Source organism: Limosilactobacillus panis (assembly GCF_019797825.1).
GTDB classification, from domain to species: domain Bacteria; phylum Bacillota; class Bacilli; order Lactobacillales; family Lactobacillaceae; genus Limosilactobacillus; species Limosilactobacillus panis_A.
Window position 1 is genome coordinate 134,448 of sequence record NZ_CP081855.1, and the last position, 13,091, is coordinate 147,538.

Consider the following 13,091-nt stretch of genomic DNA (forward strand, 5'->3'; position numbering starts at 1 on the left):
TAAGAAAAGGACCGTCAGATTGTAATAAAGCACTGGTATAATTTAGTAGTTAATAAAAGGAATGGTGATTACAGTGTCAATCTATGGACCATACGAACAAAGTCTGTCCGCGGTCTTGACGCGGGTCGAACAGGAAATCCAACAACTGAACCAGCAGACCCTGGATGACCACCAGCCCAAACTATACGAGCACCTGATTGGGCGGGTGAAGGACCCGGATAGCATGGTGGAAAAGTGCCACCGGAAGGATTATCCGGTGACCACCTACGCGGCCCTTCGCCAGTGCCATGATGCCGTTGGGGTCCGGCTGGTCTGTAACTTTATCAGTGACATCACCCGCTGCCTGAAACAGATTCGGCAGGCGGACTGGTGCACGGTCGTCAAGGAAAAGGACTACATTACTAACGCTAAGCCCAACGGTTACCGGAGCTATCACCTGATTTTGGACGTGGTGGCCCCGTTTGAAGACGTGGATGGCCACCAACCAGGGCACTTCTATGTGGAAATCCAGCTGCGGACGATTGCGATGGACTCGTGGGCCAGTCTGGAACACGAATTGAAGTACAAGCACAACATCAAGAATCCTGAACGAATCGGCAAGGAGCTGAAGCGGTGCGCCGACCAGCTCGCCTCCTGCGATGTCCAGATGCAGACGATTCGACAGCTAATTCAAGAAGGATAGGTGAGGACATGCGAATTCTGCTAGCAGAAGATGAAGAACAGCTGGCCCGGGTATTAAAGATGGCTATGACCAGCAGCGGCTATACAGTGGACGCCGTTGATAACGGGCAAAAGGCGGTTGACCTGGCAAAGGAGAACGCCTATGACGTGATTATCTTAGACATCATGATGCCTGTTAAGGATGGAATCACGGCCCTCAAGGAAATCCGGGAAAGTGGTAACCAGACCTACGTGATCATGCTGACGGCGATGGCCGAAGTCGATGACCGGGTCAACGGCCTTGATTCCGGGGCGGATGACTATATTACCAAGCCCTTCTCGCTCAGGGAACTCCTGGCGCGCTTGCGGTCACTGGAGCGGCGGACGACTACGAGCAAACAGGCCCTCCACTTTGACGACCTCACCCTGGATAGCGAGGAGCAGGTGATGGAAAGCAGCAATTCCATCAGTCTGACCCGGGAGGAGACGCAGATGCTGGCGTACTTGATCCGTAATGCTGGTAAGCCCCTGTCCCCAGCCGCTATTCTTGATAACGTGTGGGGAAACGAGAAAGCGGACGAAGAGGACGTCTGGATTAACATTTCCTACCTTCGTCAGAAGCTATCCTCGATTCAGTCGCACGCCCAGATTGCGGGTGAAAAGGGCGGCCTTTACATGCTGAAGGAGTGATGCTAAATGATTCAGCACTTTCGTAACCGGTTCATCGTTTTTTCCACCTGTGCGCTAATCCTGGTGATTATCCCCATCATCGGTGGCCTGAGTGCCATCACTTACTTTCAGTCCCGGCGGGAAGTTAATTCTGTCCTGACCATCCTGGTCAATAACGAAGGGCAGATGCCGCGGGGCCAGGTGAAGAACCAGCCGGCGATTATTCCCCAGCCGCACTTTACCCGGGAAAGCCTATCCCAGTACCGCTTCTTTAGCGCGACCATCCCGGATGGCAAGGGACCGATCAGGATTGATAACCAGCATATCCTGTCGGTCAGTCCCGCTGAAATTAAGCGCCTGGCCCAGCGGGTGCAGGAGCGGCAAAAAGGCCAGGGACAAGTACTCTACCGGCAGACGGTCTATGCCTATAAGCGCAAGCACGTCAAGGGCCAGACCACGATTGTCTTTTTGGACGAAAGCCTCTTAATGGCCAAGACCTGGGCAATTATTTATGTCGGCCTATTGCTCGGTGTTATTAGCTTGGTTATCTATACCACCATCTTGATCCTCTTCTCCCGCCGGGCAATCCGGCCAATCATTGAGGCCGAACACCGGCAAAAGGAATTCATCACCAACGCCGGGCACGAACTGAAGACCCCGTTGACGGTGATTGAGGCTAACACGGAGATGCAGGAGCTGACCAGCGGGGAGAGTGAACTGACGACTAGCACCAAGCAGCAGGTCCGCCGGTTGACCGAGTTGATCAACCACCTGGTTTCCCTGGCCCGCCTGCAGGAGCAGCCAACTTTTACCATTGAGCCCGTTAACGTCAGCCAGGTTACTAACAAGGTGGCTGATGGAATGGCCAACGTGGCCAAAGGGGATGGCCATCACTTCAGTAAGCAGGTGGCCCCAGGGCTGATGATCAACGCCGACGAGAACTACTTCTATGAACTGGTCAGCATCCTCCTGGATAACGCCAACAAGTACTGTGACCCGGATGGCGAAGTTAGTGTCGCCCTCCGGCTAAGCAAGCGGAAGAAGGGGGTTATCCTGACGGTGACCAACAGCTATGCCAAGGGCGACCAGGTCGACTTCAACCGCTTCTTTGAGCGTTTCTACCGGGAAGACAAGGCCCGGACAGTTAACAAAAAGGCCGGCTTTGGCATCGGCTTGTCGATGGCCCAGATGATCGTTCGTAACTTTGGCGGCAAGATTAGCGCCCACTACGCTGATGGAAAAATTTCTTTTGTGGCGGCGTTTAAGGCGGTCAATAATAAAAAGAAATAATTAAAAGGTCCTCACACCGAAATTGGTATGAGGACCTTTGATGTTTAAGTAACACGGCTTCTAATAGTCACCATTCATGATGGAGTTCTTGACGATTACGTAGTCAACTTTGCGGATGGACTCGAGATCGCGGCCCCCGGCATAGGAAATCGAGGACTGGAGGTCTTCTTGCATTTCCTGCAGGGTGTCCTTAATGGAGCCCCGGAACGGAACCAGCATCTGCTTGCCTTCCACGTTCCGGTAGGCGCCCTTCTGTACTTCAGAGGCGGAACCCCAGTACTGCTTATACTGCTTGCCATCAATCGTGATGACGTGGCCAGGGGACTCCAGGTGACCGGCCAGCATTGAACCGATCATGACCATTGAGGCCCCGAAACGGACAGACTTGGCAATGTCGCCGTTGTGGCGGATCCCCCCATCGGCGATGATTGGCTTCCGGGCGGCCTTTGCACAGAGACGGATGGCGGCGAGCTGCCAGCCACCTGTTCCAAAACCAGTTTTTAGCTTGGTGATGCAGGCCCTACCGGGCCCGACCCCCACCTTAGTGGCATCGGCCCCGGCATTTTCCAGGTCCCGGACCGCTTCCGGCGTGGCAACGTTCCCGGCCGTGACAAAGCTACCGGGAAGCTGCTTTTTAATGTACTTAATCATTTTGATGACAAAATCCGAATGACCATGGGCAACATCGATTGTAATGTACTCCGGAAGTAAATGTTCGGCTTTTAACTGGTCAATGAAGTCGTACTCCGCATCCTTGATACCCACGGAGATGGAAGCAAAGAGCTGCCGTTCGTGCATCCGTTTGACGAAACCAAGGCGGTCGGCCGGTTCGAACCGGTGCATTACGTAGTAGTAGCCGTTTTGGGCGAGCCATACGGCCAGGTCCTCATCAATCACACTTTCCATGTTGGCCGGAACCACCGGGATTTTAAAGGTCTTCGGACCAAACTTGACGCTGGTGTCGGCATCCTTCCTACTCTTGATAATGCACTTGTTAGGGATTAATTGGATATCATCATAATCGAACGTTTCCACGGCAATGACTCCTTTTTGTTAAAAATTACCGTATGCTATTATGCACTAAAGATGGGGACCCGTCAATAATAAGAGCGTACATTTTTTGAGTAATTTTTAAAAATTGTTCGAAAAAGCATTGACCTTCGCCGGCAATTTCGGTAGGATAGTGAAGTAAAAACGTCTTTTTACGAAAATAAACGATGAGGTGAAAATAATGTCATCAGTTGTTATTGTTGGTAGTCAATGGGGAGACGAAGGGAAAGGTAAGATGACCGATTACCTGAGTCAAAACGCGGACGTGGTCGTTCGTTCCCAGGGTGGAAACAATGCGGGTCACACCATCGCTTTTGATGGTAAGAAGTTTGCCCTGCGGTTAGTACCATCTGGTATTTTTGGAAAGGACAAGTTAGCGGTTATTGGTAACGGTGTTGTTATCAACCCACCGGCCTTGTTGAAGGAATTGCATTACCTCCAAGACAACGGGATTGACACCTCTGGTCTCCGGATTTCAAGCCGGTCACACGTTACCTTCCCGTACCACATCCTTTTGGATAAGTGCCAAGAAAAGGCGAAGGGTGACCACAAGGTTGGGACGACCAAGAACGGGATTGGCCCCACTTACATGGACAAGGTTTCCCGGGTCGGCATCCGGATGTGCGACTTACTGGAAAAGGACACCTTCAAGATCAAGTTACAACGGAACCTGGCAAAAAAGAACGAACTGTTCACCAAGCTCTACCACGTTGACCCCATCAACTTTGATGATATTTTTGAAAGTTACTATGAATACGGTCAAGAACTGAAGAAGTACGTCACCGACACTGCCCGGATCGTCAACGACGCAATTGACGACGGTAAGCGGGTCCTCTTTGAAGGAGCCCAAGGGGTAATGCTGGACGTTGACCAAGGGACCTACCCATACGTTACTGCTTCTAACCCAATCGCCGGTGGTGTCTGCACTGGGGTTGGGATTGGCCCTAACAAGATTGACACCGTTGTCGGAATCTGCAAGGCTTACTCTACCCGGGTCGGTGCCGGCCCGTTCCCGTCTGAACTGACTGATGAGGTTGGTGACCAAATTCGGGAAACCGGTCACGAATACGGGACCGTTACCGGGCGGCCACGGCGGGTTGGCTGGTTCGACAGTGTGGCAATGCGCCACGCACGGCGGGTATCGGGCCTTTCCTGCCTGAGCCTTAACCTGCTGGACGTCTTGACCGGCCTGAAGACCATCAAGATCTGCAAGGCCTACAAGCTTGACGGCAAGGAGATCGACTACTACCCAGCTAGCCTGAAGGAGCTGGAACGCTGTGAACCGGTTTACGACGAACTGCCTGGTTGGGACGAAGACATCACTGGTGTTAAGAAGTTCGAAGACCTGCCAGAAAATGCCCAAAACTACTTGAAGCGGGTTAGTGAATTATCCAATGTTCCGTTGGCCACCGTTTCGGTTGGGGCTGACCGGATCCAAACAATTATTGTTAAGGACCCATGGGACATTGCCGAAAAGTAATTAAAGATTTTAATAAGTAAGAGGCTGGGAGAAAACTTTGTTTTCTCACCAGCCTCGTTTAGTTCTCCGAATATTACATAGTAATCGCGGAAAAAAGCGTGCTCCTAGTGTCTAGCGCCGCGAAGCAAGTCCATTGATTACGGACAATCATTGGCCCGTACCGTGCCAACAATCGCCCTATACTAGCCATACGGAGCATTCTGATGCTTTTTTCCAGCTTCTTCTTTTGCTATGATAAACACGGTATAATTAGGGCAATAATCTAAGCGAGGTATTAAATAAATGGCTAAAGTTGAAATTACTATGGTCCGTCACTACCTGGACTGGCCCCTTCACCAAACTATCAACCAGACTGACCTGATGACCCAGTTGGGCGTGCACGCCACGGGCGTCAATGGTGAGGACCTGACAAACAAGGTTGTCCTAAACTTAACCCAGGTCAACATTGACCAGCAGGGTGAGTACCCGGTCGCACTAAGCGTCATGGATGCTAGCGGGCAGACCGCCCAGGAGTCGGTGACGCTGCACATCCGGCCAGCCAGTCAGGTTGAGTCACCAGCTAAAGCAACACCGCAAGCACCGACCAAGAAGAAGCACTACTGGGCAATTGCTGCCCTGGTTGTGATTATCCTCCTACTGGTATGGTGGGGAGTCAGTGCTCACAACCGGGCCCAGCAACAGGAGCAGGCAGCAAATAATAATCAGCAAAGTAGCCAGATTGAGCAGAATTCTAGCAGCATTTCGAAACTAAGCTCGGATAACCAGAAGCTGGCAAACCAGGTTGCCCAGCTGAAGGGGGCGGCCCAACAGTACCAAAAGGATCACGACCAGCAGGCCTTGAACAACCGTTTGGATAAGATTGAGTCCCAGAACCAGCAGCTCCAGGATCAGACCCAGAATTCTAGCACCCGGGAGCACTTAACTCAGGTAACGAACGTGGTCAACAAAGTTCGCCAGGATCCAGAAGACGGGGTTAACGTGGTGAACAACCTGAAAAAGCAGCCGGGCTTTGACCAGATTTGGGACGCGGTTTCGCAGAAGTTGTCCTCCTGGCTCGACCGCTTTAGCAACTAATAATTGACAGTTAATTCTTGGCCGATTAAAATAAAGTAAATACCCTTTAAGTGGCCCCGTGAGACCAGCAAGGAACGATGAAGAAAGTAACTGAGTTCTCCGTTAGTTTACGATGCTGATGGAGGGCTTTTTTAAGATGGAATTGAGGATGGATAAAGGAGGAGCAGAAAAATGGCACATGAAATTGTTGATGGGTCTAGTATGCAACGGGCGCTGACCCGGATTACCTACGAAATTATTGAACAAAACAAGGGGGTCGAGAACCTGGTCTTTGTCGGCATCAAGACCCGGGGAATCTACCTTGCTAAGCGGTTAGCCAAGCGGCTCGACCAGTTGGAAAACGTTGATGTTCCAGTGGCAGCACTCGACGTTTCCTTGTATCGTGATGACCGGCACGTTCCGGATAACCACGTTGAGCCAACTGTACGGACGAAGCAGCTAGATGTTAATATTACCGACAAGCACGTTATCCTGGTTGACGACGTACTGTTCACGGGACGGACGGTCCGAGCCGCTCTGGATGCCCTGATGGATATGGGCCGGCCGAAGCGGATTTCGCTGGCGGTTTTGGTAGACCGGGGGCACCGGGAACTGCCAATCCGGCCGGACTTTGTGGGTAAGAACATCCCAACGGCGGCGGACGAGACGGTCCACGTTGCTGTGGAGGAATATGACGGTCATGAGGATATAACGATTGAAAGAAACTGAGTGCGGAGCGGCCAAAAAGCGGGCCGTATGATTAGCACGGCAAAAGGGCTGGGCGCAAAAGCGTCCGGCCCTTTTGCCATGCTAAGCACTAGACGCGCGGCCGCAGAGCACGTTATCCTTGAAGGAAAAGAGATTAGAAATGAAACCCAAGAAACGACTATGTAACGCGTCGAGTTCGGCCTGTAGCTAGACAGTAGGTCCGGCGGCCCGGAGCACGTTACCGAGAAAATCAAAAATCACCAGCAGGCTCACTTGCTGGTGATTTTTAAATTATAATAGAGTCAACAAGATGTGGGGGTGCAGTTATGGCGTACAGTTTTAAAAAAGAGCAGAAAGACTTATATAACCCGGGAAAGCGCCCGATGGTAATTGATGTTCCTGCCATGAATTACTTGGCAGTTCGGGAGCACGGTGACCCTAACGAGACTAACGGTGAGTACCAACAATCGCTGCAGTTGCTGTACCCGGTTGCTTACACCATTAAGATGAGCAAGAAGGGTGACCACCACATTCCGGGATACTTTGACTTCGTAGTCCCGCCACTTGAGGGTTACTGGTGGCAAGAAGGTGTTAAGGGGGTCGATTACCAGCATAAGGAACGGTTCAACTTTATTTCGATGATTCGGTTGCCTGACTTTGTTGATCGGGCAACGTTTGACTGGGCGATTCAAACGGCACAGGCCAAAAAAGACGGCGACTTCTCTAAGGTGGAGTTTTTACCTCAGCACGAAGGTCTGTGTGTCCAGGCGCTCCACATTGGCTCTTACGATGATGAACCGGAAACGGTGGCTAAGCTGCATGACTTCATTGCCAAAAAAGGCCTCCAGTTGGACATTAATGACCACCGTCACCACCACGAACTGTACCTTTCTGATCCCCGGCGGACGCAGGAAGCAAACCTGAAAACAGTTCTCCGGTTACCCGTTAAATAGTTTTTATTGCATTTGCAACAAAATCGTTATAGTATTTGAGCAAGGAGTTTTATCATGGTTGATATTTTACGCGAGATTGGAATGATTGACCGGGCGCTGGATTCAATCGCCAACATTGAGTTTAAGAAGGTTGACCTGGCGCGGGGGCAGTACCTGTACCTTGTTCGGATCTACGAGCACCCAGGAATCATTTCGGAACAGTTATCCAACCTGATAAAAGTTGATCGTACCACCATCGCCCGGGCAGTAAAGAAATTAGAGGCAAACGGCCTGATCGAACGGCGCCGGGACCCCGACAACAAGAAGATCAAGCACCTTTACGTTACCGCAAAGGGAAAGCAGGTTTACCCCTTCATCATTCGGGAAAATGAACACTCGAATGCTGTTGCCCTTAAGGGGTTCACGGAAAAAGAGGCCGAGCAGTTGCACGACTTCCTTAGTCGGGCCCGCCACAATATTGACGGTGACTGGGACTTTGTAAAGCATGGTGGCAAACGGAAATACTAGTGTTCGAGGAGTGCAAGATTGTGCAAAAAGTAGTTGTCGACCAGAGTTTCTGGGAAATCTTCCCAGATGCGCAGGTCAATATCCTATATGCAAACGGTATTGATAACCACAATGATCAGGCCAAGCTAACGGAGCGTCAGCAACTGTTGAAGGACGCCACCGCTGCGGCGGGTCAGTTTCTAACGAACGAGACCTTCCGCCTGAACCCGGTTGTTGACCAGTGGCGGGGCGCCTTCCAGCAGTTTAAAAAGAAAAAGGGTGCCCGTTCTTCGATTGAGGCGCTGCTGAAACGGGTTAACCAGGGCCGCAACTTTGACCCGATTGACCCCCTAGTGGACGTGTATAACAGTGTTTCCCTGACTTATGGTGTCCCGGTGGGAATCGAGGACCGGGACAAAATTGCCGGTGACATGCACCTGGGCCAGGTTGATGGGGGTCAATCCTTCCAGCCGGTTGGGGCCGACGGGGATGAACCGACCCTGCCAGGTGAGGTTGCCTACTATGACGACCAGGGTGCTGTCTGCCGGTGTCTAAACTGGCGGGATGCCCAGCGGACAATGCTGACGGCGGATTCACAAAACATTGTGGCCGTGATTGAAGCGGTCAATCCGGAGCAGTCGACCCGGGCCAATGAGGCAATGGAAGAACTAAGTAAGCTTATCAACCGCTACTTCAGTGTTCAGCCAAGCCCGGTTTTCCACCTGACGAAGGGCCAACCGGTTGCGGTTGTTCCAGATAGCATGACAAAATAAAATAAAGAGGCGCTCTAGTATTTTGATTTTTCCAAATACTAGAGCGCCTCTTTATTTCCCGGGAAATTATTTTTCCTTCCAGTAACGGGCATTTATCAATAACTGCTTAGAACGCTGGTCTGCTGGGCGGTAGCCGCGGTTGAACAGGTGCTTGAAGTACATCATATTGTACAGCAAGGCAAATGCCAGTGACGGCCATGGGAAATCTAAGAGCCAGTTCAAACCAAAGAACATGGCAACTAGGGCGTAATCGATATCGAGGACAATCATCAGGATAAAGTTATAGTAGTCACCCCGGAAGAGGGCCGGAAACGGACCAAACCACAAGGTCGTCCATGAGACCCCCACCTTGGAGATGCGGATGTCACCTTGATCATTAACTATCTTTGCGTAATTTGGTGGTAAGGGGAGATTGTTTAAATTGAATGGGTTTTGACCGTTGTTATTGTTGTTGCCAAACGGGTTTTGCATATCTCTTTTCCACTTCTTTCTTATAGATATTAATGATAACACACTCGCCGAGGTCACACTAATTTAATGCCGTAATGATAGCTTGACAATGGCTTCACAACGGGCAGTCTGCGGCATCATATCGATTGGCTGGATGTAATCAACGTGGTAGACACTGTTTAGCCGACGGAGGTTGCGGGCAAGCGATGCCATTCCACAGGAAACGTAGGCAAACTTGCGGGGCTTAACCTTGAGAATTTGCTTGATGAGGGCTTCATCTAGGCCCATCCGTGGCGGGTCAACAACGAGGGCATCAAACTGGTGTCCCTCGGCAAGCCACTTAGGCATCACGTCTTCGGCCTTGCCGACTTCGTAGTGGGCGTTTGTGATGCCGTTAAGCTTGGCATTGGCGTTAGCGTCGGCCACTGCTTCGGGGATGACCTCCATCCCCCGGACTTCCTTAACTCGGGAGGCAAGTGACAGCCCGATTGTCCCAATCCCGGCGTAGGCATCGATCAACGTATCGTTCTTGTCGAGCTCCAGGGCCGCTGCTGCCTGTTCATAAAGGGTCTCCGTTTGTTCCGGGTTGAGCTGCAAAAATGACCGGGCAGAGAGCTTAAAGTCCAGTCCCATTAGGCTCTCGGTGATCGTTTCCTTACCGGCCAGGTGGATCATCTGATCACCCCAGACCAGCGGTGTGTCGCCCGGATTGACGTTTTGCATTACGGAAATGATTTCTGGCAACTGGTCCTTAATTCCTGCTAGTAACTGGTGCTTGTGAATCAGCTTAGGGGTATTGGTAATCAGGGTCAGCTGAATTTCACCGGTTGTCCAGGATTCGCGAACCACAACTGTCTTGATGATCCCGCTGTTGTGGTCCTCATCATAGACCGGGATTTGAAGGCCCTCAATTAGCTTAACGACCGTGTTGACAACTTTCATTGTCCGGGGCATTTGGACGGCACACTCCTGCATGTCAACAATGTCGTGGCTATTGGGCTTATATAGGCCCGCAACCACGTGCCCGTCGACCATTCGAACCGGGAACTGGGCTTTGTTCCGGTAGTGGTACTGTTCCGGTGCAGCAATGGTTGGGCGCACTTCGTAGTTGCGGTAACCGTAGGGCTGGAATTTTTCCAGACTATCAATAACGACCTGGCGCTTAAACTTTAATTGCTCCGGGTAGGCCAAATTTTCTAGTTCGAAGCCACCAGCCACATTAGCATAGCTATCGCGGGGGGTTACACGATACTTGCTCTTTCTTCGGATCCGATGAATCTTGGCCTCAAGAAAACGGGGGTGAACTCTAGTGACCTCTGCCACGACCACTTCACCGGGCAGGGCCCCGGGAACGAAGCAGACCTTGTGCTTAAAATAACCAATTCCGTGACCATTAATCCCCAGCCGCCGGATGGTCAGGGGAAAACGGTCGCTAACATTAACTTCAACTTGTGACGCAGCTTTATCTTTTGCCATGCTTACTCTCCTTATAGTAGTTTCTCTATTTTAGCACATCTCCCCGTTAAGAATGTGACGGCCGGCCCTGTATTGAAAGGGTGACTTTATAATCAAATCTTTGAAAATCATCTAATAATTTAAATAGTAACTAATAATTATTGCCGATTGGTGTCGCTCTTTACCAAAATATAGTAAAATGGCAATGTGAAATGTTGCATAAATTATTATAAGGAAGTGACATGTCTTGAAGATTGCTGCAATTGCAGGATCCAACGCGAACCATTCATATAACCGAATGCTGTTAGAGTTTATTGCGAAAGACCTTCGCGATACTGATGATGTCGATGTGATTGACATTCGCAAGGTTCCCCTCTTTAACGAAAACTACAAAGGAAAGACGCCGAAAGTAGTTGCTGATATTGACCGCCGGGTTGCCGCGGCCGATGCGGTAATTATTGCCAGTCCAGAATATAACCACTCGATCACCTCTGCTTTGAAGAGCATGATTGAATGGCTGTCATACGAACTCCACCCACTAGAAGACAAGCCGGTAATGATTATCGGTGCGTCGACCCATGAGCAGGGTTCTTCCCGTTCCCAAGTTCAATTGCGGGATATCTTGATCTCTCCTGGGGTCAATGCCCATGTCTTCCAAGGTGATGAATTCTTTATGAGCAACGTTGCAGATATGATTGATGAAAATGGCAATATCACTGATGAGGGGACAGTTAGTTTCCTTAATAAGTGCATTAGCGAGTTTAAGCCATACGCAGAAGCAATCAACGGGATGGTTGCTAAAAAGGAGGCGGCAAAGGACTAATGAAGATTTTAGCTTTAGTCGGGACCAACGCAAACTTCTCATACAACCGGATCTTACTTAAGTTTATGAAGAAGCACTTTAAGCAAATGGCCGACATTGAAATTTATGAAATTAGCAAGCTCCCCGCCTTTAGTGTGGACGTTCCGCTGGAAGAACAGACCGAGGTCTGGAAGTTAAAGCAAAAGGTTAAGGCCGCTGACGGGGTCGTGTTCTCAACACCAGAATATGACCACGGGATTCCGGCCGCACTGAAGAGTGCCACGGAATGGCTTTCTTATCATACTGAAGTACTAAAGCACAAGCCAGTCATGGTCGTGGGGGTTTCTTATGGTCGTCAAGCATCTGCCCGCTCCCAAGTCCAGATGCGGCAAATCCTGATTTCACCGGACTGTGATGCTAACTTATTACCCGGCAACGAAGTATTAATTGGTGGGGCTAGCCGCGTATTTTCTAAAGATGGCCGTCTGATCAATGAAGACATGCGCGACAACCTAGAAAAGTGCTTTACTAACTTTATTCAGTATATTCAGGTATTCAAAAACATCGATGAGGAGGAAGTTCAGATGCCAATCAAACGCCCAAAGATTAGCGATGCCTATATTAATTTCCCAACGGGTCGCCTATCATTAAAAGAAGTTCAACAAATTTTCAGTACAATTCCATTTGAGATTGACTTGGTTGATAGTTCTGACCGCTTTGCCTGGTACTCGGACAAGCCAAACCGGGAACACGTCCGGAGCGTGGCTTCCTTAAATGAACCAATTACTGAGTGCCACCCACCGAAGGCTGTACCGATTGTCACCAAGATTATCAACAGTTTCCGTGACGGTGAGAAGGACGTCGTTACCCGTCCACTGTGGATGAACGGCCACCGTTCACTAATCCAATACTATGCCCTGCGTGACATTGACGGCCACTACCTGGGAACCATTGAGTTCACGGGAAGTGTTGAATACATCCTTAACCTCTTCGAAAACGGTGCCTGGGACAACAAGCCAGACGCCACGACTGGTGCTTCTAAGCACGACGATACTAACGAAGCTGCTAGTGAGACGGTTGACGCTTCAACCGGGGCATCCGAAACGGGTAATGACGATGCCGACAATGCTTCAGTAGAGAAAACGGCACCAGTCCAAGCCGACGATAGTGACGCCACTTCTGCAGCTTCAGAAAGCGGTAGTGTTGACGCTGACGACGAAAGTGCGGACGCCACGACTGGTGCTTCCGAAAACTAGGAATGC

14 protein-coding genes are annotated in these 13,091 nt (G+C 50.5%); 11 read left to right on the top strand and 3 right to left on the bottom strand.

Annotated features, from left to right (window positions below; genetic code table 11):
• Positions 1-73: 73 nt before the first annotated feature.
• Genes KZE55_RS00665 through KZE55_RS00675 form a run of 3 tightly spaced genes read left to right on the top strand, consistent with a single transcriptional unit; the run spans position 74 to position 2,619 of the window.
• On the top strand, positions 74-682 hold the full coding sequence (locus KZE55_RS00665; RefSeq protein WP_222258464.1) for a GTP pyrophosphokinase: 609 nt from the start codon (positions 74-76) through the stop codon (positions 680-682).
• 8 nt (positions 683-690) lie between these two features.
• The gene (locus tag KZE55_RS00670; protein ID WP_222259822.1) at positions 691-1,350 is read left to right on the top strand and encodes a response regulator transcription factor; all 660 of its coding nucleotides are present in this window, start codon (positions 691-693) and stop codon (positions 1,348-1,350) included.
• A 6-nt stretch (positions 1,351-1,356) separates the two neighbouring features.
• Complete coding sequence (locus tag KZE55_RS00675; protein ID WP_222258466.1) at positions 1,357-2,619, top strand: sensor histidine kinase; 1,263 nt, start codon at positions 1,357-1,359, stop codon at positions 2,617-2,619.
• A gap of 60 nt (positions 2,620-2,679) precedes the next feature.
• On the opposite strand, the gene KZE55_RS00680 is transcribed toward KZE55_RS00675, so the two are convergent.
• Entirely contained in the window at positions 2,680-3,654 is a 975-nt protein-coding gene (locus KZE55_RS00680) for a GMP reductase (protein WP_222258468.1), read from the bottom strand.
• A 196-nt stretch (positions 3,655-3,850) separates the two neighbouring features.
• Here KZE55_RS00680 and KZE55_RS00685 point away from each other — a divergent pair, with 196 nt between their 5' ends.
• The 6 genes from KZE55_RS00685 (at position 3,851) to KZE55_RS00710 (ending at position 9,122) form a co-directional block, all read left to right on the top strand.
• Entirely contained in the window at positions 3,851-5,149 is a 1,299-nt protein-coding gene (locus tag KZE55_RS00685; protein WP_222258469.1) for an adenylosuccinate synthase, read from the top strand.
• Positions 5,150-5,431: 282 nt separating this feature from the next.
• Complete coding sequence (locus tag KZE55_RS00690) at positions 5,432-6,223, top strand: hypothetical protein (protein ID WP_222258471.1); 792 nt, start codon at positions 5,432-5,434, stop codon at positions 6,221-6,223.
• 171 nt (positions 6,224-6,394) lie between these two features.
• Positions 6,395-6,931, top strand: a complete 537-nt coding sequence (pyrR, locus tag KZE55_RS00695) for a bifunctional pyr operon transcriptional regulator/uracil phosphoribosyltransferase PyrR (RefSeq protein WP_047769868.1) — start codon at positions 6,395-6,397, stop codon at positions 6,929-6,931.
• A 305-nt stretch (positions 6,932-7,236) separates the two neighbouring features.
• The gene (locus KZE55_RS00700) at positions 7,237-7,863 is read left to right on the top strand and encodes a GyrI-like domain-containing protein (RefSeq protein WP_047769870.1); all 627 of its coding nucleotides are present in this window, start codon (positions 7,237-7,239) and stop codon (positions 7,861-7,863) included.
• 54 nt (positions 7,864-7,917) lie between these two features.
• Entirely contained in the window at positions 7,918-8,370 is a 453-nt protein-coding gene (locus tag KZE55_RS00705) for a MarR family winged helix-turn-helix transcriptional regulator (RefSeq protein ID WP_222258473.1), read from the top strand.
• 20 nt (positions 8,371-8,390) lie between these two features.
• Positions 8,391-9,122, top strand: a complete 732-nt coding sequence (locus KZE55_RS00710) for a B3/B4 domain-containing protein (protein WP_222258475.1) — start codon at positions 8,391-8,393, stop codon at positions 9,120-9,122.
• A gap of 66 nt (positions 9,123-9,188) precedes the next feature.
• Here KZE55_RS00710 and KZE55_RS00715 read toward each other — a convergent pair whose 3' ends face one another.
• Both KZE55_RS00715 and rlmD read right to left on the bottom strand, forming a co-directional pair.
• Positions 9,189-9,593 carry a hypothetical protein gene (locus KZE55_RS00715; RefSeq protein WP_222258477.1) on the bottom strand — a complete coding sequence of 135 codons (405 nt, stop codon included), beginning with the start codon at positions 9,591-9,593 and terminating at the stop codon, positions 9,189-9,191.
• A gap of 63 nt (positions 9,594-9,656) precedes the next feature.
• Positions 9,657-11,048 carry a 23S rRNA (uracil(1939)-C(5))-methyltransferase RlmD gene (gene rlmD / locus KZE55_RS00720; RefSeq protein WP_222258479.1) on the bottom strand — a complete coding sequence of 464 codons (1,392 nt, stop codon included), beginning with the start codon at positions 11,046-11,048 and terminating at the stop codon, positions 9,657-9,659.
• Between the two features lie 226 nt (positions 11,049-11,274).
• On the opposite strand from rlmD, the gene KZE55_RS00725 reads away from it, so the two are divergent.
• Both KZE55_RS00725 and KZE55_RS00730 read left to right on the top strand, forming a co-directional pair.
• A complete protein-coding gene (locus KZE55_RS00725; RefSeq protein WP_222258481.1) occupies positions 11,275-11,850 on the top strand; it encodes an NADPH-dependent FMN reductase in 576 nt (191 codons plus the stop codon).
• Positions 11,850-13,085: an NAD(P)H-dependent oxidoreductase gene (locus KZE55_RS00730; protein WP_047768729.1), complete on the top strand. Its 1,236-nt coding sequence runs from the start codon at positions 11,850-11,852 to the stop codon at positions 13,083-13,085. Before KZE55_RS00725 ends, KZE55_RS00730 begins: the two co-directional genes overlap by 1 nt.
• Positions 13,086-13,091: the final 6 nt, after the last annotated feature.

Excerpts from the sequence above, each read along its gene's own strand:
- pyrR (WP_047769868.1), top strand. The coding sequence starts at position 6,395 with ATGGCACATGAAATTGTTGATGGGTCTAGTATGCAACGGGCGCTGACC.
- KZE55_RS00715 (WP_222258477.1), bottom strand. The coding sequence starts at position 9,593 with ATGCAAAACCCGTTTGGCAACAACAATAACAACGGTCAAAACCCATTC.
- KZE55_RS00685 (WP_222258469.1), top strand. The coding sequence starts at position 3,851 with ATGTCATCAGTTGTTATTGTTGGTAGTCAATGGGGAGACGAAGGGAAA.
- rlmD (WP_222258479.1), bottom strand. The coding sequence starts at position 11,048 with ATGGCAAAAGATAAAGCTGCGTCACAAGTTGAAGTTAATGTTAGCGAC.
- KZE55_RS00705 (WP_222258473.1), top strand. The coding sequence starts at position 7,918 with ATGGTTGATATTTTACGCGAGATTGGAATGATTGACCGGGCGCTGGAT.
- KZE55_RS00700 (WP_047769870.1), top strand. The coding sequence starts at position 7,237 with ATGGCGTACAGTTTTAAAAAAGAGCAGAAAGACTTATATAACCCGGGA.
- KZE55_RS00730 (WP_047768729.1), top strand. The coding sequence starts at position 11,850 with ATGAAGATTTTAGCTTTAGTCGGGACCAACGCAAACTTCTCATACAAC.
- KZE55_RS00670 (WP_222259822.1), top strand. The coding sequence starts at position 691 with ATGCGAATTCTGCTAGCAGAAGATGAAGAACAGCTGGCCCGGGTATTA.
- KZE55_RS00675 (WP_222258466.1), top strand. The coding sequence starts at position 1,357 with ATGATTCAGCACTTTCGTAACCGGTTCATCGTTTTTTCCACCTGTGCG.
- KZE55_RS00690 (WP_222258471.1), top strand. The coding sequence starts at position 5,432 with ATGGCTAAAGTTGAAATTACTATGGTCCGTCACTACCTGGACTGGCCC.